Origin of the sequence: Bradyrhizobium sp. SZCCHNRI20481, assembly GCF_032485055.1 — a bacterium.
Taxonomy (GTDB): Bacteria; Pseudomonadota; Alphaproteobacteria; order Rhizobiales; family Xanthobacteraceae; genus Bradyrhizobium.
This window is the reverse complement of record NZ_JAUEUE010000005.1, coordinates 396,587-422,293: the sequence shown is the minus strand read 5'-3', so window position 1 is coordinate 422,293 and position 25,707 is coordinate 396,587. Positions and strand designations below refer to the sequence as shown.

Genomic DNA, 25,707 nt, shown 5'->3' with positions numbered 1-25,707 from the left:
TAGTCCCAGAGGCGCACCGCTGGTGCCCGAGCGCTGGCCGCGCCTGAAAGCGTCTCGGATCCGTTGGGCTGAAATTGCAGCGGCATGCCGGATCACCGGCGGATGGAACTCACCCTGTCCGCCCTGATGACGGCGATCGCTCGATCTGCCGTTGGGAGGAACTGCTCAGGAGCATCAACCCGGTTGGTGATGGTCCGTCATCTTACGCGACCTCGGCCGGCCCTGCTTGGCTGCATGAACTCCCATTTGATGCTCGGCATTCGGACAAGACCGAACTGGATGGCCTTGACGACGGCTGTGGTCCTGTTGACCGCTCCGAGCTTCTGCATCGCGTTCTTGAGATGGAAGTTGACCGTGCTTTCACTGATCGCCATGATCACGCTCATATCCCAGGACGACTTGCCCTCAGCCGTCCAGAGCAGGCAGTCTTTTTCACGTTCGGACAAGCTGATCGGCTCACCGCATACATCATGATCCCCTTTGATGAACGACGCATGGAATTGCGTCGCGAGGACCGCCAGATAGCCAAGACGGCCCTGGGGATCCGCGTCCGCGAACGACGAAGCAAAGGAGACCACCGCGACCTTTCCCCAGGGTCCATGAAGTGGGACGCATACTCCGTTCTTCAATCCGGCAGCCTCCGCTTCGTCCATCGTTCGCTGCTGCAGCTCATCCAGAGAGAACCACTTTGACAAATATCGCCATAGATACGGCCGGCCAATATAAGGAGAGTGAATGACAATCGGGTCAGTCTCCGAATATTTCTGCTCTTCGTAGCGCTGCTGCCAGCCGATCGGATAGTTGAGTGCGATGAAGGGCGGCAGCGGCTTCATGAACTGTTTTGGCTCCCGGTAGGTCAGCACACCATATGCGACGAAACCAAACCCTTCCATTTCCGCCGCACCAACCAGAAGGGAAAACAGCTCCGCTGGAGATCTTGCGCTCTCCGATCTTTCAATGAACTCACCGACGGACATCACGATAACCCAGCGAGCCGTTTGTTACTAAGCGTCAAACAAACGCGCCGAACTCTGTCCGACAGCCGATGATGTGCGTGAAACCAGCACTCAGACCGTCAATCTGGTTCGGCGCCGTCTTCATCTTCTGGACGATAGATTGTCGCAGCAGATGGCAGACCGCCTTATGATGTCGTTAACCGTTCAGGTGCATCGCTCGCGCTTCCCGACACTGCGTGCCGCCTTTATTGTGGATGATCCCTTTACCGACGAGGATTCTCGCCTTCTCGAGGGGGGCAACGCCGATAACGGCCGCACTAGTCGGGATAGTCCAAGTAGTAGCCGCGCGTCTGGACCGTCCACATGTAGCCAGGAAATCCTGCCGCATTGCGCGCTTTGCGCAGACGTGCGACATGGACGTCGTGCGGGTCACGATGTGGAGATTTCGCCCCCATACCGATTTGAGCAGCTCTTTTCTTGAAAACACGCATCGGGCATGACGGAGAAAATGTTCAAGAGGGTGAAACTCCAGAGGACCGAGCTTGATCCGCCGAGCGTTCCGATAAACGAGCTGAGCCCGCAAATCCATGAGCAGATCTAAGCAAGTGAGGAATCGCCGGGCTTCAGTAGTCGATTGTTCCGGAGCCGACGACATCGCGCCACGGGCCAGATCGCCGGACGGTTCCGCCATGTCGTCCGCGCTTCCCCCACCCTCGATAGGACCACCCCCTATTCGGTCTAACGATGGTTCGGGCGGTACGAGGGGCACACAATAGACGAGCTGGGCATTCAACATTCGCAAACATTCAGCCAATACTGAAGACCCGTCAAACAGCGCGATCTGGCGTATCTTATTGGCGTCGAGACCTGCCACGAACGGCCCATTGGACGATGGTTCGTTCAGCCCGCCCTTCTCAGCGTGGCTCATTTCTAGCGACGATTTTGTGTCTTCGCCAGGGACAGGAGCCGAAGACCTTAGCGACGACATCTGACGCTCCCGTTTCCCAAAGCCACGGCATCTCGCCTCACCGCCGAAATAGTACGAGCCAGGCCAGCAAGCCGATACTACCAACCCTGGTAGCATCAATGATATTCAACGCAGCTTGTTCAGGCGAGCGGTCCAGCAATCAGCTCTTGCGATCCGAATCGACTATTGCTGATCACGAAATTGACGTCGTGGATCTGATACGGTCCCTCAGCTATTTGAGCGATCCGATTCGCATTGAGTTATCAGCAAATGTCGTCATGGACGGGCATCACCGGCGTGCGGCGACCGCAATGCTTTCATTCATTTGCGTTCCATGCGCCGAATACAGCTACAGCGAAGTCGTCGTCGTAAACCGGCGCGCGGACTATGTCGTGGCCCCCTCCTCCATCCGGAGGCGGGCCTTCACTCAAAATCCCTGTCCTTGCAAAACGACCAAGCACCTATTTCCGGATAATCCTCTGACAAGGGTTTCTGTCGAATTCCTTGAGACGGCATCTCGATCAAATCGAGCGATCGTCCATCCGACTTCGTAAGCTCTTCCACGATGGCAGTTGGCTCGACTGCTGGAATACCGCGCGGAGAGATAACTAGGGCGTGGACTCATACACTCTTTTCCAGAGGCGCGCTGAGGCGAGAGCGACCGCGGCGAGGAAGTTGCGCGCGAGCTTATCGAAGCGGGTAGCGATGCGCCTGAAATGCTTAAGATGAAAGCGCGCTTGACGCGGAAGCTGTTGTCCAGATTCGATCTACGAATCTGGCGTTTTAGAATTGAATATTTCATCCAGCTTTTGCTCTGGGGATAGACGAGACGGAGGTGCGACTGCCAACTGTTCAAGCAAATATGACATAAGGAGACAGAACGAATGGCCATCGCCGACCGCGGACGACATGCTCAATCCAATCACAGCTCCGCCGTTCACGGGGGTCCGAGTAGCGGTGAAAACCGGATCTCCTGGCGCCAGATCTAAGCCAGTCACGAGAAGTAGAATGTGGTTCGCAGTATCTGATTTGGTTTCCAGATCACCGGCGATCGTATTATCAGACGTTGCGGACTCTGTAGCGGTAGCAGCTCGGACGATCCACGCTGCGATCGAGCGAGTGCGGTCGCAAGAGCATACGAATGGCCGACAGCGCCAGGCCAAACGACTGGTCATAAGCAGATCGCGGGATCGGAACCGATTTTCTGATCATCACTGCTTTCCTCAATATGCAGTCGCTTCGATTGCGCGGCGACATCGTGCCGAGTGAGTAGCCGATTGCCCGCGGGAAGCAGTCTCCCGATTTGACGACAAGCAGCCCTGCTCCATGAATTCATTTCGATCACAGGATGATTTGCGCATGCAACTATCAACCTAGGTAGGTGCAGCGAAGATCATCCGAATTGACCTGCTCCTCACGAGATTGGTAGATTAGCTGCTGAGCAGTTGCTCAAATTGTTCCTCATGCTCCGCCAAGGGTCATCGGCGAAGCATGTGAAACCTCACAGCGCTTGAGGCTGTAGTCGATTGCCTTGGCGGTCTCGCTCTTGCCGAACGTCTTGGCGCGGCGTTCGCGGAGGAAAGCTTTAAGCTTCTCGATTAGCGAGCAGCTGCGCTTGTTGCGCAAGGCCCTGCGCTGGTGGGCCGATAGGGTGTTGATCTCGCGCTCGACCGCGAACAGCGCATCGAACTTCGCGATCACTTCGGGCTGCGATCGGCGCGTGCTTTCAGCCGCACGATCTCGAATAACTTGCCCTTGCATGCACCCGGCAGCCGACCTCGATGATCGAACCGGCTTGCGCGAGGCCTTGGATAGGCGGTTCAAGCCGGCATAGGCATCCGCCTTCATTAGTCTAGCATAGCCGGCAAGATGCCGTCGGTCCATACCCGGCCGCTGCACGTCTTGCTCGTGGCTGGAACCGGCACCGTGTCGTCGGCATGGATGCGCACGTTCGTAAGCACCTGGATCGCCTCCACCAGCGGCATCAATGAAGCAGCCGCCGCTCCGATCCAGTCGGCGAGCGTGGACACGTCCAGCGCCACGCCCGCCGTTTCATCTCGCGTGGGCGCGCGGGACCGCGCCTGCTGGCGCTCGAGGTCATCGACACGGAATTGATGGGAGCCAGATCGACTATATCGGCGAGGGCATGGGGCACAATGGCGACGGGCGTGACTAGCGCCTTCTCCGTAGCAAGAGGATGCCAGACGGCATTCTGGATATACTGTTTCATATCAAGAAGAGGCGGAGTAGACTTTGGCGAGTTGAGCTTCGCAGGTCCGCTAGCCCCCGCCAGCGTCGCAGCGCCAACCTGGCCAGCGTCTTCCTTCAGTGTTTCAGCCTGGCGAACCCACCTGACATGGCTGCAAGGATGGATATCGGCATCGTGCGCCTGATCGGCCATCCGACACAGATGAACCCGGATTGGATGGAAACATGCCTAGCCCCTTCGGGCATCCGGGCTGCCGATGGCGGATACACTATCGGTAACAATTATCCCTGGCAGCTGACCGACGCCATAGCGCCTTTGGAGCAGGAATTTGGCCGGCTCGTTCAAAGTAGCGATATTCGAAACCTGCCGTCACACACGGAAACATTGTGTTGCAGAGGCGCGCTGTTTTTGCGAAGTCTCCGTCCATGAGCCCGAATTACGAGTTTGTGTTTCGACGAGCACTTTCGCTATCAGGCGTTGAACGTCCCCGCGTCTTGGACTACGGCTGCGGGCGCGGCGAGGTGGTGGTCTGTGGACGAAAGGCGGGCTACGAGTTCTTCGGAGCGGACCTCGATGCGGCGGCTTGGGAACGTCCTGAGCACTTCCGTGCGCTCCGCAATGGACGCCTCGACTTCGATGATGGGTTCTTCGACGTTGTCATATCCAACCAGGTCTTCGAGCATGTGCGAGACCCGGAGCTTGCGGTCTCCGAGATCGCGCGCGTACTTAAGCCCGGAGGGGCTTTCCTGGCTTTGTTTCCTGACCGCACGTCGTGGTTCGAGGGACACGTGGGACTATACTTCGTGCATCACATGCCTGAGCGATTGGCACATCTCTACATGCGAGTAGCGCATCAGCTCGGCTTCGGCTACTATCGGGAAGGCAAGAGCAGCAAAGAGTGGGCTGACTTTATGCTGCGGCAGCTCAAAACTGACGTTTTCTACTACTCGCCGCGTGAGTTGCGAAGATGGTGGCGATCGGCCTTTGGGGCTGCTCCAGCCTCCGCTGAGGCGGACTTTATGGGATTCCGGATTCAGTCCGCAGGATGGACCGGGCTGTCGTTGCTCGCGCACCTGCCAGCGGCCGCGGAGGTCCTCTCGTTCGTCTGCCGTAAGCGCGCCGGTATTGTCTGGGTGACCCGCAAGACGGACGTCCCAGCCTGATGTCGACTACCGCCTGAACTCGGCCAGCTCGCGACTTCCGATCGAATGGCCTGATGAAGTCGGGACTGTGATCATTTTGTTGAGCTGACCGCTCTCGTCTCATCGCCGTTGGCCGGCGAAGCGCGCCGGACAGCAACGGCGTGGCAGCTTCCGTACCGGTGCGGCTAGCCGGCGGCGGCGCTCTCGGCCGAATCCCCCGAGGCCGGATTGCGAAGCTGGAGACCGATCGTAAGATCCGTCAGGCTCCGAGCAATGCGAAGCTGCCGGCGCTCGCAGGAGCGACCCGCCAGTCTCCTCTAAAGCAGGCGAAGCTCGCCGCACCAGAGAAGCCGAACGACTTGGATCCTCGGCGAAAGGTCGAGACCACTCTCTCCACAGCAGCGATCGTCGCGATCTTCATCAAGTCGGCCAGCTGGCCTCGGAACTGTCGGCAAGACGGCCAAACTTTTGCGCATGGTCCTGCATTGCGGGACAAAGCTCCTTAAATCTCCCGGCGGAGAGATCAATAAACGGCAATTTCGACCGCAGGAAGGCTTCCAGGCTCCCCTCCTTTTGCGGCCCGCGGACTTGACTGGTGATCACGATCTTGCAGTTCAATCGAGGGCTAACCGGGCGATTTTGAGCACGTGGAATAGTTCGGTCTCATTGCACAGCCGGCTGTGCCTGCCACGATCGACGTCCATCAACTACTTCGACAAGTTTTGGTGGCAGTTTTTGATGACTATCGCGCCGCGCGCATCCGACTTGCGCAACCTCGGCGAGCTTTTGCCTTGCTCGTGCGGATGATCGCTCGTATGATTCGAATGTGATCGGATCGTGAGAAAAAGTTCACTACCGGCACGCATCCCTTCCCAACGCTCGCGAGACCCGACCAGTGTTACAGCGACGTAGTTTTCTCGGGCTTCCGCTATTGGCGTTGTGTGGCTCGGCGAATTCGGCCTGGGCGGGCAACTCTGTCGAGACGTCCAGAGTCAGAGTGACGATCGGCGGGAAGGCGTTCCTACAATACGCACCGGTCACACTTGCCGAGCGCCTTGGGTTTTTCAGGGACGCGGGCCTCGACCCGGAGCTTCTTGACGTGAGCGGCGGATCCAAGGCGCTCCAGGCTCTGGTGGCAGGAAGTGCTGAGCTCACCGCTGGCGCTTTCGACCACACGATTCAGATGCATGCCAAGGGACAAAAGATCGTCGGGGTTGTGCTGTTTGGCAGACATCCGACATTCGCATTGGCTCTGCGAAAGGAGAAGGCTGCGGAATATCGCGACCCAGGCAGCCTGAGAGGCATGAAGATCGGGGTCACGGCATTGGGGTCCCAAACGCAGTTCATGGTGGAGTACATGGCTTTGCGAGCTGGTGTCTCCCCAGCCGATATTTCCTTCGTCAGTGTCGGAGGTGGCACAGGTGCCGTCGCAGCGATCCGCAACGGCGCTGTTGATGCGGTCGTCACGGGAGAGCCGGCGCTTACGACGCTGACAGCCGCAGGTGACGTCAAACTAGTCGCGGACGCTCGCACCAACGAGGGCACAATCGGCATTTATGGCGGCCTTTATCCGTCAGGGACGATCTACGCGCGGTCGGACTTCATCGAACGCAATCCCGATACACTCCAGGCCTTTGTTCTCGCGATGGTGCGCGCCCTGCAGTGGATCGATCGCGCATCCGTCGATGAGATCGCCGATGCGCTTCCGGAGGAGTGGACCAAACCCGATCGAAACATCTTTCTCGCCTCCATCCGGGGCACACGAGACATGTTTTCCCCCGATGGACGGTTCAGCACCGAGGGCGCGGGCATCGCATTTCAGGTGTTGTCGACCGTCGACCCACAATTGCGTGGCGTGAAGGTCGATCTCGCCGAGACATTTACCAACAGATTCGTCGAAAAGGCTCTCCAGACGCTAGCATCGAAATAGCATCGCGGAGAGCTCGGGCCGATGAACACGCCTGCGGCACTGTGGGATCGAGGCTAAGTTGTGGCGCCCCGAGTTCCGCGGCATTTGGACGCCTCTGCTTCGGTCGTCAAGAAAACGGCGCGAAAGACGCCTTCGGCGGATGAGGCCCAGCCCCCAAAAGGACGGCCCGCGATCCTCGCAAGACGCCGGCGCGATATACCGCTTCATCATCAGGTGTTCCTGGTTCTGCAGGATGAAATCGCAGAGCGCCGCTATGCACCTGGAGAAGTGTTGCCGGCGGAAGCGGATCTGGCTGTGCTCTTCGGCGTCTCGCGCGTGACGATTCGGGCAGCTTTGGACACCCTCGATGAGCTCGGACTGATTGAACGCCGCCAGGGTATCGGCACATTCGTGCGGGAGCTCTCGAAGCCAGAGCCTCTCACCCTGCCGATGATGGACCTCGCTGCTCGAAACAGGGAGATTGTGCGCACAACGCGAGCTCACGTGGTCGAATTCGAATTCAAGGTGGCTCCTCGTCACGTTCGCGAGCACTTCCAAGCCCAGTCAGGCGACCTTTTCCAACGAACAGTTCGCATCCGTTACATGAATGACTGGCCAATCATGCAGGTTACGACCTACATTCCGGAATCGATCGGACGGCAATTTGCTCCTGAAGACATGGAAGGGGGATCGCTCTATGCGATTCTGCAGCGCTTCGGCATCACATTCGCATCCGGCGAGCAGATTGTGACGGCAGCTGCAGCCGATCCCATCGTCGCAGCACGCCTCAATGTCGCGATAGGCGCACCGCTCTTGAAGGTGGTGCGCATTCATTTCGACAGCGCCGGACGTCCGATTCAGCACTTCGAGCTGCTAGCACCACCTGCAACCTACGAGCTTCGTATGCCATTGAAAGACTTCTAGCCTGTCTGCAGGCGCCCCAAGTCCCAAGCACGGCCCGTCCAAACTGGCAGTTCGGTGGGCGTGCAAAGGAGAAGCGCTCTCGATCTCATGGGGCCCCGCCGTGAGCGGACCGGCCCACACCGGAAGGCGTCACAAGACATGCGCCTCTGCACGGCGGCCGAACGACACAGATGACGTCCGAACCAGTTTCTCCTTCATTCCCTCGCTTTCAATCGACGGTCCCTCACTACGTGGCCGGGCGACCGAATTACGCACCCGCGCTCATCCAAGTCGTGGCGGATCACCTTCGTCTGACCAAGGACCACCGATTGATGGATCTCGGCTGTGGACCAGGGTGGCTCGGCATCGCATTTGCGCCTCTGGTCGGCGAGGTCATTGGAGTAGATCCGGAGCCTGCCATGCTTGAGGCTGCTCGGGCGATCGCCACCGCGGCGGCCGTCGAGATCGAGCTGATCGAAGGCAGCTCGTTCGACCTCAGCCCGCAACTCGGCCGCTTTCGCGCCGTGGCGATTGGGCGCGCCTTTCATTGGATGGATCGCGCCGATACGCTGCGAAAGCTCGACCCATTGATCGAGGAGGGCGGCGCAGTCATGCTGTTCAATGACGTACGTCCCGATGTCCCGCAGAACGCCTGGTACAAGCGCTACTCGGACGTCGTCGATCGCTTCACCAACAGGAGTGTCGGCTTCGCACCCGAGCGCTTGCATCACGAGACGATCCTTCTGGAATCGCGCTTCAGTCAACTCACCAGAATCGGCGTCGTTGAGCAGCGTCTCGTGCCGGTCGCTCGCCTGATCGATCGCGCACTATCGATGTCGACGTCTTCGCCCGAACAGCTGGGCGCTCTCTCAGGTCAGCTCGCGCAGGAATTGACGATGGAGATGTCGCCATTCGCAACGGCTGGCGGCGTCGTGGAAGTCATTGAATCGCAAGTCCTCATCGCGCAACGCCGCTGAGTCCGACGAGCTTCCCTGCCGAATCGACCTACTTGGCCGCCCCGACAGAGGCGAGAGCGCCGGCACACGCCAGCCGCTAAGGGGTCATCGCACCGCTCCATAACGGAGACGGCCCGTAGAAAAGACCTTAGCTTAGCTTAGCTTAGCTCAGCTCTACACCGGCGACTGAACAAGCGGATTCGATGAGATGCCGCACTGTCCGGGCATCCCAGTCGAGCCTCTCGGGGACGTCCGTCCAGTAGTTCGAGAGCACATGTGCAGCATGTCGTGCCTTTACCCCCAGACCGACGACCGTTCTGGCTGGAATCGCCATGATGGCGCGCTCAATCGGGTCAAGCGAGCTCAAGATCGCTTCGATGCGCTCTACGCAGGGCGCGACCACGGCCGTCACCTGCGATTTGGCATCGCAGGTGACGGCAGCTGATTGCGCATCTTGCTGCTGGAGAGTTGCGAGTTCCGCGGTGAGCGCTTCAAAGCTGCGGCCGAGGGCAACCAGCACGGCGTCGGGATTGCTTTCGATGGCTTGCTCATCGAGCGTCAGACCAGCTGGCTCGACAGTTGCCAAAATCCGCAGTGTTTCATCAAGAGACATCACCGAACTCCGGGCCGAAAACAGTCGGTGGAAGGTCGCCGACAGCCGGCCGGTGGCAAGGGATCGACGTGCACCCAGCGGATCCGTCGCCTCTCCTTCTCGACGTGGGACGATATCGCCCAGTCGTATTAACATCAATACAATATCTGTTGCAGGACGAAATCAATAGGTCCCATACTGAGAGATGTCGTCACGACTCAACGCGGAGAGCTCGCATGACGGCGCGGGAAACGACGTCGTCCTTGACGCCGACTCATTTCACGCGATGTGCCGAGATGAAAGACGTTGCGCTCGGCCAGCTTGACCATGCCACGCAAGCTTGTGCTTGGCGAGCTACCGAAATTGGTGGTTCTTCACCGGCGGCGGAGTCACTGGCTAGAAAGCTCGTCCGGCGTCGCTGTGCGGTCTATTCCTGCGTGGCATTATCATCACTACGCGTCTTACGCGAGTAGCAGTGCCTGTTCACCTCGCTCGGCACAGCGTTGGACGCATCCGTCTTGGCCGGAACGCACACTTGGAGGCCGACACAGGGATTCAATCGGTCCGCCGTCCAGAGTGAGCCTCGATCCGACCAATCTCCCAGATCATGGGTCGAGATGTCTCGCGAGCCGCCTCACGGTCAGTCTCAACGCCCGCGCGTCAGAATGCACGCTGCGGCGCGAACGGGCCAATCTCCCATTCGTGCCGGTGCCAGGTTGGTCATTCGCGGCCGCTGTGCGCCGTCCGTCCCATCTCATCAGCGTCATATCAAGGCACGGCGCAATCAAAGGCTCCCGGTTGAGCCGGCGGCTGCAACATGTCGCGCCTGAATTGCGCAATGGCAGTAGCAAGGATGCCGTGCCGCGTTGCCGCGGACCAAGGCACGAATTGCCAGTTACGAGGCAATTGACGCATTGCAAGCCGGCTTACCCCCCGCTCGCGCGACGACGAGTGATGCGCTCAAGGACATCAGCCAGGCCGAATGACTGAGTTTTGGCATCCGGCATGCGCAACCGGTCCCTGCACCGATGGTCCACTTCCGCGGCGGCCGCGAGACGGATCGGAGCGCAGATCATGCTGATCGGCGCTGGCTACGCATCAGATTTCGATAACCGCCTCGGATCAGCGTCTGACCTGTTTGAACCAGCCGGATGGTCCGGCTGCGCAGGTCGTGCGTTTTCCATCCCCGGCCTTCAACTTGCTCGGACCCGAATAGAACCGCGGCGATCGCCCGATAATTCTGGCCCTCGACACGGCCATCCAAGGCACGCAGCGCAAGAACGAGGCGCCGCCGCTGCTGAATGGGCCCGGTGTGAGCCGGCAGCCGGATCGGACCTCGTCTCAGCGCCGTCCAAAGCCGATAGGCCGCGCGCGTCTGCAAATCGAAATCACGGTCGAGCGGCAGTTCGACAGCCACGGCCGTCCCCTTCGCCGGAAGCCGGGAGAGCATCAGCCGGTGCGTGGCGCCGCCCAACTGCAGCACCGCGTACCAGCCATCGGACGCCCGTCTCAGCTCGGCGCCGGGCGATCCGCGAAGGTCGAGATGAGAGAATGGCGCGAGCGAACCTTGCGAGGTCGGAGCAACCCGAAGCACAGTCGGCAGCACTTCCGGCGCCCAGAATATGGCCTGAGCATCAAACCGGCGCATTGGGTCAGCCGCGAAAAGAAAGCCCCCATCGCCGCCTAAATTCAGGATCGGTCGGGCCGTCTTTGTCTTGTGCAAGCAGATCGCTGTAATCTCGCCGATAGTCTGGATTACGACGTAGACATTCCCAGGCAAAGTCGGCCGCATCGGCTGTTTCGAGCTTCTTGTAAGACTCGAACGACCTCCAGTTGAACTCACTCATTACACACTTGTCCCTGCCATTGCCGCTCTCTCATCAACGTTTGCAGAGGCTAGCAACGGGGGATCCGCACGGGGCTATCAATCTGCGGAGTTGGCACCGATCGAGCGCAACACAGTGGATTATGAGTATTCCATGGACGTTCGGTTTCACTCAAATCGCGCGATTCCGGGCAGCGATGATGAGGCCCCGCTGCTGTCTGCGGCATACCAGCCTCGCCTCAGGTCCACTTTGCTAAGGATTTCAGCAGATCGACGGCGGTCGCGCGACCCTATCAAGTTTGCTTACGCTCGAAGCTCACGCGCGCTCTCAAATGGCGCTCACACCCGTTTGAGAAACGCTTCGTCCGCCCTTGACAATTTCGGTCAAGCGATCTGGCCCACAGCTCAATCTGCGGGGGCGAGCTGATGTTCCAGCCATCGTGCCGCACGATCGGAGATCAGCTCCGGACGAAGTCCGGCTACGCCGGTGCTCTTGTGAGGCGCCCCTATCGTAAGCCATTCCCCGAGCGCGCGCGCCCACCCTGCGGCAGGATCAATGGCCAAAAGAGGTGCAGCCAAGCTGCCCTGGCACAATGGGAGACGCCATACCGTTCCCTCAAGCACACATATGTCGTCGCGAACGATGACAGTCCAGTGCTCAACAAATCCGGACCATTCGAGCGCAGATGGTGGCGGCGACGTTCCTGTACGCAAGCAGCCGAGCAGCTTTGCTGCAAACACAAGGTTCGCCTTTGATCCCCGCCAGTTCGTCCCGCAATCTGCCCGATGGGGACAGAGCAAACGGGCAGTATCCGCTCGTGCAAGGGAGGGAGCATCCGTTGCGACGCTAGGTCCGATGAAAACTGGTGTCTTGACCATGCCGGCCTTCTCGCTGCTCAAAACAGGATTTCAAACAGAGACTAAAGGTCGATCCGATTGACGTATGGCGCTTTCACGTCGACGGCGACCGTAGCGTCGTCTTCACCGCACTGAAGGATTTCCCGATATGCAGAAACTGAGTGGCCGGGCCCTCCTCGCCGGCTTCGCGCGCACGCTCCTATCCAGGGGATGGGACAAATCGATCTGATAGACCTGTTGCCAGGATGCCTCTTTGCCGCCGTCTCATCGCTCGCTGGGCCTACTGGGCGACCTCAAGCCGCTCGACGGGCGACGCGTCATTCGAGCTGGCGAACAGCCTTGCTTCCAGCATCGATTGCAACGGCGCAACATCTCCCCTTCGCAACGCGCCAATCGCATTTGGAATCCCAGCCGCGACACGAGCATCGGCGCGACCAGCTGCAATGGCCTGGAACTTGAACCCGATGTCGTCCCAGCTCATGGGGTTCGTAGGTTCTCCCTTCGGCGCCAACACGGTCCGCTCAAAGGTGCCCGAAGCCGTGGTGATGCGAACCCGCCCGGGAACCGCAGCCGGGAACATCAGCTCAAATTCGGGATTGACGGTCATGTGGACGCGTCCGGCGATCTCGATGGCTCTTTGGTCTGTCAGCGACTCGTTGCTCAAGGGGAGCAACGCCGGTGCGCCGCTGGTCGCGGCGACACCGAGGCAGAACGGAAGGCTGTATTGCGCTCCTTCCAGCGTACGCGGCTCCACCTCGTTGCTCAGGGTCAACGACCTCCCAAAGGTCTCCACATCGATGCTGATGATGGCTTCCGGATGAATGTCATGATCGCTCAGCAATGTGATCAGCGCGTCAATCGGCGCGTGAATCCAACGGCAGCAACTATAGGGCTTGAAATAGGTGCTGTTGATGAGCCAACTCGTTCCGAGCCCGTCGAGAAGCCGCGCGCGATCGTAACGTTCTGAACTGTCCAGAATGTCGATCGGTCCGGTGAAGCCCTGCTTGGCCAGATCGGCCGCCAGGATGCCATTGGCAGCTCCCCATGGGATGCCCTCTTTGACACTGTTGCCTCTGAACCGGGTGTATGGAGTAGCCGACTGGCTCGGTGCCGTTGTCCCAGCGATTGAGATCGCGTGTGCGATCTGGCTCTGCGACAGCCCTCTCAGCCAACCCACCGCTGCCGCAACCGCTTGACCGCTCCAGAGGCCGCTGTTCACCGTCGGCACGCTTCGCAGATCCCGGGCAGCAGAAATACGAACGCCTATCTCATATCCGATGGCAATGGCGGCAAGCGCCCGTTGCCCATCCAAGGACGGACTGCCGAGCAGTGACAATACCCCCGGAATGATCGCTGCGCCGGGGTGCCCCGAAGCGGCGCGGTGGCCATCATCCAGGTCGAGCGAGCACGCGCAGGCCGCATTGACGAAGGTTGCCCCCGCGGCGGTCGACCGCTCTCCTGAAAACCACATCGCCGCCGGTCCATGGCCCCAGGTCGCGCTCGCTATTCGGCGCACGGCCACCGCATTTGGCGTCTCATGGCCGGCTATCGCGGCGGTCATCAAATCGAGCACGCATTTCGCCGCGCTGATCCGGGCTTCTTCTGGAACTTTGCTCGCGCTGACCCATTCGGCCAACAGCTCGGCAGCGGTGTATGTCATGCGGGCCTCCAGGGATCTTCAGCATGTGTGCTGATCGGACGAGGTGAGGTAGCGCAGCCGTCCGACTCATGATTGGCAAACCGAACTCTATCGAAGTGGCACGAAGCTGCCTTTGAGCATCTTCCGCGCGAATGGCAGCAGGAAGTCAAAGTCGAATTTTGCGAGCACCTATTCGTCGGAGTTATGGGGTTGAGCCGGATCCGCGCCGATCATTTCAGTCGGTTTTGGCGCGGACCGTCGCGGTGTGGTGCCACTTGCCGGGCAGGCGAAGCTTTGGCGACATTCCGGCCAGCTGCTCGTACATCGCAATGAAGAGATTTGAGGCGATCACGACGGCAATCCCGGCCAGCTCGATCGGGACCGGCATCTCACGCCAGACGAGGAGACCGAGCAGAAAGGCAAAGACGAAGGTGGCGTATTCGAAGGGTGCAACGACGCTCGCCGGCGCCATCTGGTAGGCCTTGGTGAGCAGAATCTGGGCAGCGCCGCCCAGAACACCAATTGCGACGAGGATCGGCAGGTCAGTCACGCTCGGCCAGACTGCAGAGAACGGCAGTGTCGCTGCACTCACCAATGTGCCCGACAGCGAAAAGTAGAAAACAATGGCCATGCTCGTCTCGGTGTCCCGCATCTTGCGGATGGAGATCAATGCAAGGGCCGTAGCCACCGCACCGGCCAGCGCGAACAGGACTCCCGAGGAGAGCCCCCCGGCCATCGGGATGGGCCATCAGCAGCACGCCGCCAAATCCGAAAACGACGGCAACAAGACGATGGAGGCGAATGCTCTCCCCGAGCAAGGGAATGGCAAACAGCGTGATGAACAACGGTGCTGCGTAGCCCAGCGCCGTCGCGGTCGCGAGCGGCAGCATCCCGACCGCCGTGAAGCTGAGGAAGAGGGAGCAAAGACCGGCAACGGAGCGGCGCAGATGAGCGCCCGGCCGTTCGGTGCGAAGCAGGCGATAACCTCCGAGACGCCGGACAAGCCAGAGAATCGGCAGCAGAGCGAAGAAACTCCGAACGAAGACGATCTGTCCCACGGGGTACTCGCCGCCCAACTTCTTGATCAAGGCGAACATGACGGCGAGCACCGCTGCCGAGAGCACCTTATAGCCGATTGCCGGCAGGTGAGATGACACCGAGCTGTTCGGCACGTCCTGCCGGCTGCTGATGATCGTCATACAAGCCTCATGGTCGAGAAACGGCCAAGATCTACGCGATACGGCGAAGCTCATCGTCCCAGGGCGCAAGCGGTGCGCTGAATGTCTCGATCACCTGGCCCTTGGAAGCCGCATCCAGTCCAAGCCTGCGCAGATTTCGGCCGGTCTCCAGATAGTCCGTCTCGTTGACGATGGAGGCCAGATCGATGATCGATTTGATCGCGGTGGAATGGAGGCCGACCTTGACGCCGAGCTCGAACCAGGGAACCAGAACGTATGGAACGTCCTGCACAATAAATCTGTCGCGCATGTGCGTCGGCGCCATCTTGGTCGTGTTGTGTTCGACCGTCTCTCTGGCGAACTCGCCGAAACTGGCGAAGGCCCTGTCGTAGTAGCTGTTCATGATCGCCACGACAGACTGCGGCTTGAAGCCAAATTCCCTGGCGATCGCCATTCTCTCCTTGTCGACTTCGTCGATGACGCGGGCGACCGAAGTCGACATGCCTTCACGATAGAAATAGAAGTCGCCCCTTCGCGTCTCGATCCATCCGGCGTTCATCAGCGCCGGCGTCGGATGAATCACTCCGGTAATGCAGGACATGCCGATCTCGAGAACATTGCTGCGCCACTCCAGCGGCATCGGGAAGATCGCGCCAATCTCATCGCGCAACGCTTCACTGACATCGACCGGCATCGCTGCGATCGGCATGATGCTCTTGATGCCCATCACCGTCACCTTGCCATCCTGCATTCTCGAGGCGTAGGGCGCCGTGGCGGTTTCGAGGATGTAACGCGCATTGATTTGTCTGCGCGCCATGAGAGCGAAGAAGTTGCCCGTGATCGAAATGACGACATGCTTGCTGAGGTCGAACTTTGCGAGTTCGCTCAGGACGGCCTCATGGCCATATGACGGGACCGTGATGATGATGAACTTGGAGAACCGGACGACGTCGGCCATGTCCGAGCTGACATCAGGATGGAAGCGGCCTTCGATCTTGAGGCCTGCTTCCAGATAGCCGTTGCGGTCGATTGTCTCCGCGTGCCGGCGATGCTCGGGATGCGCGTACAACAGTACGTTCGCTCCTCGACTGGCAAGATCGGCCGCGAACGCACATCCGCAATTCCCGGCACCAATGATCGAAACCGACGTCTGCATGTCGCTGCTCCATGACGCAACCTAACGTAGATTCAAGTATTCTTGGAGCAGCACGATCCGGTCAACATAATAATCCTGTAAACATACGGAAGCATCTCGCTAACGTACGCGCCTCGGACACTAATAGTGGGCTGGCGATGAAACGCATAAATGCGCGCATTGACTTGCCTTTGCAGTCAATAGATCGCCTTTATCTTTGCACGACTTGTTCACGCGCGCGGAGGCGTCATCCTCGCTCGGTCAAAGGCAACCGCCAGGATCATGCTTCGTCCAAAGCGAGCTCTGGGACGCACCAATTCATGCAGAGAGGTGCGAAGTCACAGCCTGCAGGGAATTCGTCTCGGCGTGGCGTCGAGCTCCAAGCTCACCGCGTATGCGACAGCTGTTGCAGGTTCTCGTTCGCCTCGACCATCCCTGGAGCAAGACTGAGATGATCTGGCCCACCGAAGCTCCACCAGGTCGCAGCCATGGCACCGTACTGGGCGAGCAATGCTGCTCGACAGTTACCAGGGGTCGATTGAAGAATAAGATCGCCCCGATAACCTGCGAGTCTCAGCTGATTGAGCGCGCCGGCGAGGTTGGTTCGCTGACGAGACGGCGAAGCGCGGTTGACGTGCAAATTCCAGTCCTTCAGGTGGACGTTCACGATCCGGTTGCCGCAGGCGGCAAGGGCCCCATGCGCATCAGCGCTCGTCGAAGCTCGACATCCAACCGTGTATGTGATGCCGAACCGGTCTGCCGGGTATGGTTCGATCAGCGATGCCAAGAGCGGCGGATCGAGATCAGACTCAAGGGAGAGGACGACGCCGCAAGCCTCGAGGAGCGGCGCAAGCCGATCCAGTCCGGATCGAAGTGCCGCCGCCTCGCGGGGGGAAAGCTGTTGCCCGCCGTTCGCGAGTGGCACCACGAGGAGCTTGATGCCGATCTCAGCACACGCCTCGATCACGGCACCGAGCAGATCGAGCCTCGCCCAATGCTCACGGCCGGTGACCTTGTAGAAGGGGGATTGCATCATGAAGTCGGCGGACAGCGATGGAATGCAGATGTCGCACTCGCGACTAAGCCGCCGCATCTGATCTCGTCCGGTGGTCGACATCACAGGATTCATCAGGATCGGCTCGTCACCGATTCTCCACTCGATCAGTTCGAAGCCGACTTTTTGGGCAACCGAGAATTCCTCGCGCCAGCAATCCGTGAGAAAGCCTCGTCCTCTCTTGTCAGCCGGCTCCATCAGATCACCCTGCATGAATCCGATGCGGCTGACCATCTGCGCCTCTCCGAAAATCATATCATGGATCCTTCGACTGGACGCGCCAAAGCTTGATGACTTGCGACCGGCTGCGGCACGGAGAGCCTGCACCGCAAAGATAGGGCGGCCGACCACACACTGCCACTACCAACCCTGGTAGAGGTCCGCGGTCCGGAGCGCAGTCTTCTTGTTCCGCAGCGACGACCGCCATATGCGGAATTGCATCACCATTCACGGATCCGTACCCGTCCCAAGGTTGCCGACGGCAGCCGTACACGTCCGGCCCCCTATCCGGCTTGGTAGCTTCCGCGCGCGCCGGAAGCTGCTCTACTGCATCTGATGATGCAGACACATGATGGAGATGGGAATGGTGCACAAGGCAGTCCTAGCTGGCAGTGACGAGCCTGCCGAGGAGTTCTGCAGTGTCGCAAACTCAGCTAAAAATCAGGACAAGGGCCTTGCATTCGCGACCGGCTGGAGACCGGATTCGGGGGTCGACCAATCCGCGGCGGGATGCGACCAGATGTCTGCTCCTGCTTCTACAGCCCGCGACGAAGGCCGCTCCATCTCCGTGCCTTCGAGACCACGCGTCCTGCTGGTCGGCGACAAGGGATTCACGAGCCTGCTCAAATACATTCTCGAGAGCAACGGCTTCGACTGCATGCTGACTGACACCCTGACAGATGCGATCGCCTCCGCCACCGCCGCGCGCCCCGGCTTGATCGCCCTGGACGATGTATCGTGCGGGGATCGCGTAGCCTTCGCGCTCGAACAGTTGCACCGGGACCCTGCAACGCAGAATGTCCCGACGCTGATCATGGCAAGCGTATCGCCTCACCTCGAGGAGGCGTGCGTCCATGCGGATCGGACAAGCTATATATTGAAGCCGTTTCTTCCGGACATCTTCATCGACCGGCTGCGTGGTCTTCTGCGCGAATCGACTTGTTCCAGTCCCAAAGTGCTTCGATTTGCCGACATTGTCATGGAGTCCGACGCGCATCGCGTCTCCCGAGGAGCGCGCTGCATTCGCCTCTGCCCCGTCGAATATCGGATCTTGCAACAGCTCCTCGAATGCCCCCGAAAGGTCTTTTCTCGGGAGCAGATCCTATCCAGCATTCGAGCACATACTCAGGAGAACGCCGTTCGCTCAATCGATGTTCATATCAGCCGGATTCGCAAGGCTCTTTGTGAACGTGGCGAGCCGAACTATATCCGTACGGTGCGAGGATTGGGCTATTCGCTCGACTTCGCCCCGGACGGACCTGCCACCTACCTTCCCCGACCTGAGCCGGTCAGCAACGCGCGAATGCTGCACCGATCGGATCGGATAAGCCCCGCTCGCCGCTGATCAGGGAGCGGCTCTCGCGCTAGCCTCCAGCGAAGCTTCCGCTCGGTCGACTTCAATCCAGGGAATTGGGCGACTGGACTACGATCACGGCACACTCGCCAATGAACTCCTTTGGCGGGGCTTTAATTCATCGCGCTCCGATGCGCAGGCTCCCCCACGCGATCTCGCTTGTTTCCGGGAAGTAGCATGCCCGGAATCGGCCGTCCCCCGACGTCTCCAACTGCGGCCTTTCGACGGAACATAGACCTTCCGCTCGCGCGCAACGCGGATGAAAGCCACAGCCCGGAGGCGGATTGGCTGCAGAAGGAACCTCTCCCACGATCTGGATCAGAGGCCGGCGGGCCCTCGGATCCGGCACTGGATAACTGTCGCGCAGAAGCCTGGTGTAAGGATGCAACGGACGGTCAAGAACATCTGCCGTCGGCCCTTCTTCGATGATGCGCCCAAGATACATGACGGAGACCCGGTCGCAGAAATGGCGGACCACCCCGAGATCATGCGAAACGAACAAGAACGACAGGCCGCGGCGTTCGCGCAGCCCCTCCAGCAGTCGAAGAATTTGCGCCTGGACCGACACATCGAGAGCAGAAACGGCCTCGTCTGCGACGACCAGTTCGGGATCCAAGACCAGCGCCCGTGCAATGCCAATCCGTTGCCGTTGCCCGCCGGAGAACTCGTGCGGGTAGCGTTCCAGTGCTTCTCGCGGCAACCCGACCTCGAGCATGGCGGCTTCCGCCTTCTCGCGGATGTCCTTGGACGAGAGTCGCAGATGAACACGAAGGGGTTCTTCCAGAGTCTGCCGGATTGTTCGGCGCGGGTTGAGCGAAGAATACGGATCCTGAAACACGATCTGCATCCGGCGCCGCAACGCGCGCAAGGTGGCCCCCTTGGCGGCGCGGACATCGATGCCGTCGAATAAGATTGATCCGCTATCGGGCTCAATGAGCCGAAGGATGGTACGCGCGACCGTTGACTTGCCACAACCGGACTCGCCCACGAGGCCAAGGGAAGCCCCCTTTGGAATGCGGAAAGACACATCATCGATCGCCCGGACGCATCTGGCGCCTGAACCTCCGTGTCTCACGAAGGTCTTCGAAAGATGACGTACAACAAAGTCGCCGCTTCCCACGGATGTCGTCATCAATGCACTCCTCCGACCGGTCTGACGGGACAGCGCACCAAATGTCCGGGATCACCTGATGATACGAGTTCTGGGTGCAGTTCGGTACAGCTGCGGTCCTTGAACGGGCAGCGGGGCGCATAGGCGCAGCCTGCTGGAACAGCAGACAGGGCGGGAACGCTGCCGGGGATCGGCTCCAGACTCTCGCTGGCCCGGTCAGCTCGCGGCATGGCGCGCAGCAACGCCGCCGTATAAGGGTGCATGGGCTTTGCGAACAGTGCGTCGACAGTCGCAAGCTCGACAATCTCGCCCGCATACATCACGGCAACGCGGTCGGCGATCTGCGCAACCACGCCAAGATTATGCGTGATGAACAGCATCGACATTCCGTAGGCCTGTTTGAGCTCTTCGAGTTGAGTCAGCACCTGCGCCTGGATCGTCACATCGAGTGCCGTCGTCGGCTCGTCGGCCAGAAGAACCCTCGGATGGCAGGCTAGTGCCATGGCAATCATGACGCGTTGGCGCATCCCTCCCGAAAATTGATGCGGATACTCATCTAGTCGGCTCTTCGGCGATGGAATCTTGACCTCCGCCAAGAGCCGAAGCGCCTCAGCCTTGGCCTCCATGCGCGACCCTCCGCGATGAATGAGGATCGCCTCCGCGATCTGGTCTCCCACGGTCATGGTCGGATTGAGACTGGTCATCGGCTCCTGGAAGATCATCGCAATCGAATTGCCCCGGATCGTGCTCATGTCCCGCTCGGACAAGGTCACCAGATCTTGGCCCTCGAACAACACCTCTCCGCCTTGGATGCGAGCACCGGCATGCGGAAGCAGCCGTAGGATGGACAGGGCCGTGACGCTCTTGCCACTGCCCGACTCGCCCACGACCGCGAGCGTCTCGTTTGGCATCAGTGATACCGAGACGTTTCGTACTGCCGGGTACCAATGGCCGCCGATTCGGAATTCGGTCCGCAGATTGCGCAGGTCGAGAGCTGGCCTAGGAAACGATGTCATGCCTGCTATTCCCCCCGCAGCTTTGGATCGATGGCGTCTCGCAGAGCGTCTCCCAGGAGATTGAGGGCGAGCACGGTCAACAAGATCGCAAGGCTCGGGAAGACCGCGAGCCACCAGGCGTCGAGGATGTTGTCGAACCCTTCGCGGATCATGCTGCCCCAGGTCGGTGTCGGTGGCGGAACGCCCAGCCCGATGAAGCTCAGCGATGCTTCCGTGCGAATCGCGGAAGCCATCCATAGTGAACTCATCACCACGACATCCGAGATGAGATTGGGGAGAATATGAACCCCCATGATCCGGACGGGTCCGAACCCAAGCGCTCGGCCCGCGATCACGAAGTCCTGCTGTTTCAAGGCAATCGTTGGCGCCCGGGCAACTCGCGCAAACGGCGCGATCTCCGTGATTGCGATTGCAATGATCAGGTTCTGAAGGCTGGCGCCGAGCATCGCCGCAATCATGAGGCCGAGCAGAAGAGCTGGAAACGAGAGCATCACATCGAGCACCCCCATCACGAGCTGATCCAGCGCTCCTCCGACATAGCCCGCAACGATTCCTATCGTGCAGCCGATCGTCATCGCAATCAGGATAGCGACGAAACCGACCATCAGGGAGATGCGGGCTCCATAGATCAGACGGGACAGGACATCTCGGCCGTAATTGTCCGTTCCGAACAGAAACTCCGCTGACGGCGGCTCGAGCCTGGCCACGATATTCTGCTCCAGCGGGTCATGAGGCGCGATCACCGGCGCGAGCACCGCCACGACGATGATGAGCGCGAGGAGCAGCGCACCCAGCCAGAAGAGAGGATTTCTGGAGAAGGCCAACCACAATCGACTAGGCTGCGACACTGCAACCGATGCAACCCCGACCGTCATTTGTATTTCACCCGCGGATCGATAAGCCCATAGGTAATGTCCGTCAGCGTATTCACGACGATGACGCAGATGGCAAAGATGATCATCAGCCCCTCGAGCAGCGTATAGTCGCGAGCGTTGAGTGCCCCGAAGATGAGCTTGCCGAGGCCGGGCCGGTTGAAGATGATCTCCGTGAGCACCGAATTTCCGATCAACGTACCGAAGTAGAGGCCAACAACGGTAACCACCGGAATGAGGCCATTGCGCAGAGCGTGTCGCATGACGAGGCGCGTGGGAGTCACTCCCTTCGCGCGCGCTGTGCGGATGTAATCCTCGCCAAGGACTCCCAGCATGGATGACCGCGTGACACGCACCACATAGGCCATCAGGATCAAGCCGAGATTCAGCGCAGGCAAGGCAAGGCTTCGTAACCGTTCGATCGGATCCGTGCTATCGGACGCGAGAACGGGGAACCATCCCAGCTGGATCGCGAATACGATGAGCAACAGAATGCCTGACACAAACGCTGGGAACGATAGCCCGACCAACGAGACCAGCCGCGAGACGTAGTCGATCCAGCTGTTGCGGCCGAGCGCGGCGAGGATTCCGAGCGGCAGACCCAGGACGATTCCGATCACGATGGCCGCCAAGGTGAGTTGGATCGTCGAGGGCAACACCAGCAGGACCTCCTGCACGACAGTCCGGCCGCTGCTCAGCGATTGCCCGAGATTTCCGGTGAGCACCTCACCGAGAAAGTGAAGATATTGGACCTGGATCGGCTGATCGAGCCCGAGCCGGGCTCGCATCGCGCGAAGCGAGGCTTCGGTTGCCTGGTCGCCGAGGATGACGGATGCCGCATCACCCGGAACGAGACGCACCAGCACGAAGATTGCTGTCAACATCACCAGCAAGGTGGGGATGGCCAGCAGCAGCCGCTTGAAGGCAAAGCTGATCATTGGATCACCCAGCACATTCGCGAATAGAAACCAGAATGTTCGGACTGAACTCTTCTCTCCAGACAAGGAAAGTGCCTCACAACACCTCCTCCTTTTGATCGAGTGTGGCCAGCTCTCCAAGAGTCACGGGCTTGAGCGGGGGCCTGACTCGATAGAAGCCGATCTCCCCTGCAGGACAATCCTGGATTTCCGCGAGGATGCGGGTGACGGTATAACCGCATTGCCGCCCCTGGCAGGGGCCCATCCCTGCACGCGTGAAGGCCTTGATCTGGTTCGGGCCGGAGCCGCCGATCTGCGCCATCGCCCGGATCTCTCCTGCCGTGACCTCCTCGCAGCGGCATATGACAGTCTCATCGGACGGACTAAAAATCCTGCCGTGGGGTCTGAACATGGTGTCAAGAAAGGGCCGCAAGGCAAGTTCGCGAGCCAAACTCTTTTGAACGCGCAACGCTTCCTTGAGCACGATCTGCTCGCCCGCATAGCCGAGCTTGACTGCCAGCCTGTGTGCTGCGAGCGCCCCACGAAATTGCGCGGCCTTCGCACCAGCAATGCCCGCGCCGTCCCCGGCAATGAAGATACCGGCTTTGGTCGTTTCACCCCATTGATCGAGAACCGGAACGTAGCAATCCTGCTCGTCACGCCATTCAACCGCGCAGCCCAGCCCCAGCGGTGCATGGACGTTCGGCACGACACCTTCATGCACAAACAGATTATCCGCGGAAACGGTCTTCTCTTGTGCATCGGCCGTTCGATAGCTGATGGATTCGATCCGGTCCGATCCGTGCGCCACGAGGTCGATGACATGACGGACGACGGGCACACGCCGGTGTCGAAGGACGGCCGTCCACGCGAGCCCTTTGAGGAGCGCCCCACTGGCACGCAGGGCCTTCGGCAGATGTTGGAGCGCCGCCCAATGACTCCCGGCCGGTGTCGTGTCCAGATAACCGGCGATCTGACCTCCGGCGTTGAGCAACTGAACGAGGTAGAGAAGCGGCAACGGGCCACAACCAGCGACCCAGACCGGCTTGGAGGGGATCTGCCCGGCGGTCTTCAACAGGACCTGAGCGGCACCCACCGTGAGGACTCCCGGCAGTGTCCAGCCTGGGAAGGGAGCAGGCCGCTCCTGGGCGCCGGTTGCGAGGATGATGGCGCGCGCCTCGATCGTCCGGGCCTTGCCATCATGGGTCACGAAGGCACGAAAACCAGGTTCGACCTGCCAAAGCTGTGTACGAGGCTCGTACCGCGCGCCGCTGGCGCGGAATGCATCGGTCGCAGCCTTTCCGTCCTGATAAGTCCTTCCAAGGATGGCTCCCCTCGGGGTCGCCGCTTGGGTTTCGACCGAGCGCCAGATCTGCCCGCCAGGCGAACTTTGATCGTCCACAACCAGGACGTCAATTCCATAGCGGCGGGCTGTGATGGCCGCTGTCATGCCAGCAGGGCCAGCCCCTACGATGAGAAGATCGGTGGTGCTCATGACGGCAAGCACCGCTTACGCTGCTGGCGCTCAACCTTCATGCCCTCCTGAACCGGGGTCATGCAGGTCTGAACCGAGGCGATTCCATCCACCTGAGCGAGACAGTCGAAGCAGACGCCGATCATACAATAGGGAGCTCGCCCGCTCCCTTTAACCGGCGTGGGGCGTGACCAGACGGCAGCCTGCCGGAGCAGCACAGCTGCCAGGCTTTCGCCCGGCTCCGCCGTGACAGGTTTGCCTTCGACATAGACAGTCACGGTCTCAACGGGCTCATGCAGCTTTCGAAACATCAAAGCGACTCTGATGAAAGATATCGAGCGAATCCGGCAACTGGCCGGCCGAGATGGCATCGGCCAAGACGGTGGAATGCAGAGCTGCAAGCGTGACGCCTGAATGGCACAACGCCACGAAGGCTCCCCGGTGCTTCTGGGACTGGGCGTAGACGGGACACCCATCAGGCGTCATGATGCGCAACCCAGCCCACTGCCGAACCAATTTTGCCTCAGCAAGCCCCGGCACGATGCGAAGCGTCCGCCGACTGAGATCTGCTGCCGCGATCGCGGTCGCGGAGCTATCGAAACCGGTCTCCTCATGGGTAGCACCGATCATCACGGTGCCTTCCCGGGTTTGACGCAAGCCACTCGTCGGCAGAGGCAGAAATGGTTCAAGGCGCTCGGTCACCAGGATCTGCCCGCGTTGAGGCCGCAGCGGGATTTCAAGACCCACTTGCCGCGCCAGCGCCTGAGACCCGAGACCCGCAGCGATCAGCACGCGCGGCGCACTGACGGTCTCGTTTCCGAACGTCACCGTAAAGCCCGCCTCGCTGGGCACGATCTGCCGCACCGCAGCGTTTCGGCGCAGATCTCCACCCAGACGCAGGATTCCGGCATGAAGAGCCGCAAGGAGCTGAAGCGGATTGGCATGCCCGTCCCGCTGGCCGAAGCTGGCGCCGGCCACATCAGGCCCCAATCGAACCTTCGGAAGCAGTTTGGCCAGTTCAGCGCGATCGAGCATCCGCCAATCCGCCTCCGCTCCGCCGAGCTGGTTCTGCAGCCGCTGAAGGTCCAAGCGGCGCTTCTCGAACGCGTCATCTCCGAGGCAGAACGCCAAACCGCCATTCTGCTCATAGTGAAGATCCAACGCGGCCAGATCAGTGAGTTCCGACGCAAAGTCGGACCACATGTCGACGCTACGGCGTGACAGCTGCTGATAGGCGGGCATGTTCTGGCCTTTGCCCTGTAGCCAAACAAGGCCGAAATTGGCCCGCGCCGCACGATGGTCGCGATCGTCACCGTCGAGCACGAGCACTCGGCGTTGTCTTCGCGCAAGCCCATAAGCGATCGCAGCACCAACCGTGCCCGCACCGATAACTATTATCTCAGGATGCATCAGATTTCCTC

23 protein-coding genes and 2 pseudogenes are annotated in these 25,707 nt (G+C 60.1%); 6 read left to right on the top strand and 19 right to left on the bottom strand.

Annotation, left to right across the window (positions count from 1 at the left end):
- Positions 1-197 precede the first annotated feature (197 nt).
- The 4 genes and pseudogenes from QX132_RS10775 to QX132_RS10765 form a co-directional block, all read right to left on the bottom strand.
- Positions 198-977 carry a LuxR family transcriptional regulator gene (locus tag QX132_RS10775; protein WP_316161075.1) on the bottom strand — a complete coding sequence of 260 codons (780 nt, stop codon included), beginning with the start codon at positions 975-977 and terminating at the stop codon, positions 198-200.
- A 175-nt stretch (positions 978-1,152) separates the two neighbouring features.
- Positions 1,153-1,545 (bottom strand): winged helix-turn-helix domain-containing protein, encoded by a 393-nt coding sequence (locus QX132_RS33050; protein ID WP_410052858.1) that lies wholly within the window; start codon positions 1,543-1,545, stop codon positions 1,153-1,155.
- A 986-nt stretch (positions 1,546-2,531) separates the two neighbouring features.
- Positions 2,532-2,648: pseudogene (locus tag QX132_RS10770) on the bottom strand (IS5/IS1182 family transposase); the annotation flags it as partial.
- A 736-nt stretch (positions 2,649-3,384) separates the two neighbouring features.
- A pseudogene (locus QX132_RS10765) lies at positions 3,385-3,953 on the bottom strand (transposase).
- 338 nt (positions 3,954-4,291) lie between these two features.
- On the opposite strand from QX132_RS10765, the gene QX132_RS10760 reads away from it, so the two are divergent.
- The 5 genes from QX132_RS10760 (at position 4,292) to QX132_RS10740 (ending at position 9,063) form a co-directional block, all read left to right on the top strand.
- On the top strand, positions 4,292-4,561 hold the full coding sequence (locus tag QX132_RS10760) for a hypothetical protein (protein ID WP_316161074.1): 270 nt from the start codon (positions 4,292-4,294) through the stop codon (positions 4,559-4,561).
- Positions 4,558-5,295: a class I SAM-dependent methyltransferase gene (locus QX132_RS10755; protein ID WP_316161073.1), complete on the top strand. Its 738-nt coding sequence runs from the start codon at positions 4,558-4,560 to the stop codon at positions 5,293-5,295. Before QX132_RS10760 ends, QX132_RS10755 begins: the two co-directional genes overlap by 4 nt.
- Before the next feature lie 976 nt (positions 5,296-6,271).
- Positions 6,272-7,204, top strand: coding sequence for an ABC transporter substrate-binding protein (locus QX132_RS10750; RefSeq protein ID WP_316161071.1), 933 nt, complete (start codon positions 6,272-6,274; stop codon positions 7,202-7,204).
- A gap of 84 nt (positions 7,205-7,288) precedes the next feature.
- The gene (locus QX132_RS10745) at positions 7,289-8,107 is read left to right on the top strand and encodes a GntR family transcriptional regulator (protein WP_316161069.1); all 819 of its coding nucleotides are present in this window, start codon (positions 7,289-7,291) and stop codon (positions 8,105-8,107) included.
- Between the two features lie 170 nt (positions 8,108-8,277).
- Positions 8,278-9,063, top strand: a complete 786-nt coding sequence (locus QX132_RS10740; protein ID WP_316161068.1) for a class I SAM-dependent methyltransferase — start codon at positions 8,278-8,280, stop codon at positions 9,061-9,063.
- Between the two features lie 142 nt (positions 9,064-9,205).
- On the opposite strand, the gene QX132_RS10735 is transcribed toward QX132_RS10740, so the two are convergent.
- The 8 genes from QX132_RS10735 to QX132_RS10700 form a co-directional block, all read right to left on the bottom strand.
- A complete protein-coding gene (locus QX132_RS10735) occupies positions 9,206-9,655 on the bottom strand; it encodes a hypothetical protein (protein ID WP_316161067.1) in 450 nt (149 codons plus the stop codon).
- 1,051 nt (positions 9,656-10,706) lie between these two features.
- The gene (locus QX132_RS10730) at positions 10,707-11,282 is read right to left on the bottom strand and encodes a DUF2285 domain-containing protein (RefSeq protein WP_316161066.1); all 576 of its coding nucleotides are present in this window, start codon (positions 11,280-11,282) and stop codon (positions 10,707-10,709) included.
- 4 nt (positions 11,283-11,286) lie between these two features.
- Positions 11,287-11,481, bottom strand: coding sequence for a transcriptional regulator domain-containing protein (locus QX132_RS10725; RefSeq protein WP_316161065.1), 195 nt, complete (start codon positions 11,479-11,481; stop codon positions 11,287-11,289).
- Between the two features lie 1,116 nt (positions 11,482-12,597).
- Positions 12,598-13,977 carry an MmgE/PrpD family protein gene (locus QX132_RS10720; protein WP_316161063.1) on the bottom strand — a complete coding sequence of 460 codons (1,380 nt, stop codon included), beginning with the start codon at positions 13,975-13,977 and terminating at the stop codon, positions 12,598-12,600.
- 214 nt (positions 13,978-14,191) lie between these two features.
- A complete protein-coding gene (locus QX132_RS10715) occupies positions 14,192-14,617 on the bottom strand; it encodes a DMT family transporter (protein ID WP_316161112.1) in 426 nt (141 codons plus the stop codon).
- Positions 14,499-15,155 (bottom strand): DMT family transporter, encoded by a 657-nt coding sequence (locus QX132_RS10710; protein ID WP_316161062.1) that lies wholly within the window; start codon positions 15,153-15,155, stop codon positions 14,499-14,501. Before QX132_RS10710 ends, QX132_RS10715 begins: the two co-directional genes overlap by 119 nt.
- A gap of 31 nt (positions 15,156-15,186) precedes the next feature.
- A complete protein-coding gene (locus QX132_RS10705) occupies positions 15,187-16,290 on the bottom strand; it encodes an NAD/NADP-dependent octopine/nopaline dehydrogenase family protein (RefSeq protein WP_316161060.1) in 1,104 nt (367 codons plus the stop codon).
- A gap of 364 nt (positions 16,291-16,654) precedes the next feature.
- Complete coding sequence (locus QX132_RS10700; RefSeq protein WP_316161057.1) at positions 16,655-17,578, bottom strand: sugar phosphate isomerase/epimerase; 924 nt, start codon at positions 17,576-17,578, stop codon at positions 16,655-16,657.
- A gap of 328 nt (positions 17,579-17,906) precedes the next feature.
- Between QX132_RS10700 and QX132_RS10695 the strand changes: the two genes are divergently transcribed.
- Entirely contained in the window at positions 17,907-18,887 is a 981-nt protein-coding gene (locus QX132_RS10695; RefSeq protein WP_316161055.1) for a response regulator transcription factor, read from the top strand.
- A 127-nt stretch (positions 18,888-19,014) separates the two neighbouring features.
- Here QX132_RS10695 and QX132_RS10690 read toward each other — a convergent pair whose 3' ends face one another.
- From QX132_RS10690 to QX132_RS10660, 7 genes are all read right to left on the bottom strand, one after another.
- Positions 19,015-20,028, bottom strand: coding sequence for an oligopeptide/dipeptide ABC transporter ATP-binding protein (locus tag QX132_RS10690; protein WP_316161054.1), 1,014 nt, complete (start codon positions 20,026-20,028; stop codon positions 19,015-19,017).
- Complete coding sequence (locus QX132_RS10685; protein ID WP_315716419.1) at positions 20,028-21,023, bottom strand: ABC transporter ATP-binding protein; 996 nt, start codon at positions 21,021-21,023, stop codon at positions 20,028-20,030. Before QX132_RS10685 ends, QX132_RS10690 begins: the two co-directional genes overlap by 1 nt.
- A 5-nt stretch (positions 21,024-21,028) precedes the next feature.
- Positions 21,029-21,898, bottom strand: coding sequence for an ABC transporter permease (locus tag QX132_RS10680; RefSeq protein WP_315773510.1), 870 nt, complete (start codon positions 21,896-21,898; stop codon positions 21,029-21,031).
- Positions 21,895-22,833 (bottom strand): ABC transporter permease, encoded by a 939-nt coding sequence (locus QX132_RS10675; protein ID WP_315754288.1) that lies wholly within the window; start codon positions 22,831-22,833, stop codon positions 21,895-21,897. The genes QX132_RS10680 and QX132_RS10675 overlap by 4 nt, the downstream gene beginning before the upstream one ends.
- Before the next feature lie 76 nt (positions 22,834-22,909).
- Positions 22,910-24,307, bottom strand: coding sequence for an FAD-dependent oxidoreductase (locus QX132_RS10670; RefSeq protein ID WP_316161052.1), 1,398 nt, complete (start codon positions 24,305-24,307; stop codon positions 22,910-22,912).
- Positions 24,304-24,597 (bottom strand): (2Fe-2S)-binding protein, encoded by a 294-nt coding sequence (locus tag QX132_RS10665; RefSeq protein ID WP_315773505.1) that lies wholly within the window; start codon positions 24,595-24,597, stop codon positions 24,304-24,306. The genes QX132_RS10670 and QX132_RS10665 overlap by 4 nt, the downstream gene beginning before the upstream one ends.
- Positions 24,578-25,696, bottom strand: coding sequence for an FAD-dependent oxidoreductase (locus QX132_RS10660; RefSeq protein WP_316161050.1), 1,119 nt, complete (start codon positions 25,694-25,696; stop codon positions 24,578-24,580). Before QX132_RS10660 ends, QX132_RS10665 begins: the two co-directional genes overlap by 20 nt.
- Positions 25,697-25,707 lie beyond the last annotated feature (11 nt).

Bases quoted from the DNA above. Each gene is read 5' to 3' on its own strand.
- QX132_RS10740 (WP_316161068.1), top strand. From the start codon at position 8,278: ATGACGTCCGAACCAGTTTCTCCTTCATTCCCTCGCTTTCAATCGACG.
- QX132_RS10730 (WP_316161066.1), bottom strand. From the start codon at position 11,282: ATGCGCCGGTTTGATGCTCAGGCCATATTCTGGGCGCCGGAAGTGCTG.
- QX132_RS10710 (WP_316161062.1), bottom strand. From the start codon at position 15,155: ATGACGATCATCAGCAGCCGGCAGGACGTGCCGAACAGCTCGGTGTCA.
- QX132_RS10735 (WP_316161067.1), bottom strand. From the start codon at position 9,655: ATGTCTCTTGATGAAACACTGCGGATTTTGGCAACTGTCGAGCCAGCT.
- QX132_RS10760 (WP_316161074.1), top strand. From the start codon at position 4,292: ATGGATATCGGCATCGTGCGCCTGATCGGCCATCCGACACAGATGAAC.
- QX132_RS10660 (WP_316161050.1), bottom strand. From the start codon at position 25,696: ATGCATCCTGAGATAATAGTTATCGGTGCGGGCACGGTTGGTGCTGCG.
- QX132_RS10705 (WP_316161060.1), bottom strand. From the start codon at position 16,290: ATGCAGACGTCGGTTTCGATCATTGGTGCCGGGAATTGCGGATGTGCG.
- QX132_RS10700 (WP_316161057.1), bottom strand. From the start codon at position 17,578: ATGATTTTCGGAGAGGCGCAGATGGTCAGCCGCATCGGATTCATGCAG.
- QX132_RS10720 (WP_316161063.1), bottom strand. From the start codon at position 13,977: ATGACATACACCGCTGCCGAGCTGTTGGCCGAATGGGTCAGCGCGAGC.
- QX132_RS33050 (WP_410052858.1), bottom strand. From the start codon at position 1,545: ATGGATTTGCGGGCTCAGCTCGTTTATCGGAACGCTCGGCGGATCAAG.
- QX132_RS10755 (WP_316161073.1), top strand. From the start codon at position 4,558: ATGAGCCCGAATTACGAGTTTGTGTTTCGACGAGCACTTTCGCTATCA.
- QX132_RS10695 (WP_316161055.1), top strand. From the start codon at position 17,907: ATGGTGCACAAGGCAGTCCTAGCTGGCAGTGACGAGCCTGCCGAGGAG.
- QX132_RS10725 (WP_316161065.1), bottom strand. From the start codon at position 11,481: ATGAGTGAGTTCAACTGGAGGTCGTTCGAGTCTTACAAGAAGCTCGAA.
- QX132_RS10675 (WP_315754288.1), bottom strand. From the start codon at position 22,833: ATGATCAGCTTTGCCTTCAAGCGGCTGCTGCTGGCCATCCCCACCTTG.
- QX132_RS10685 (WP_315716419.1), bottom strand. From the start codon at position 21,023: ATGACATCGTTTCCTAGGCCAGCTCTCGACCTGCGCAATCTGCGGACC.
- QX132_RS10665 (WP_315773505.1), bottom strand. From the start codon at position 24,597: ATGTTTCGAAAGCTGCATGAGCCCGTTGAGACCGTGACTGTCTATGTC.
- QX132_RS10680 (WP_315773510.1), bottom strand. From the start codon at position 21,898: ATGACGGTCGGGGTTGCATCGGTTGCAGTGTCGCAGCCTAGTCGATTG.
- QX132_RS10775 (WP_316161075.1), bottom strand. From the start codon at position 977: ATGTCCGTCGGTGAGTTCATTGAAAGATCGGAGAGCGCAAGATCTCCA.
- QX132_RS10690 (WP_316161054.1), bottom strand. From the start codon at position 20,028: ATGACGACATCCGTGGGAAGCGGCGACTTTGTTGTACGTCATCTTTCG.
- QX132_RS10670 (WP_316161052.1), bottom strand. From the start codon at position 24,307: ATGAGCACCACCGATCTTCTCATCGTAGGGGCTGGCCCTGCTGGCATG.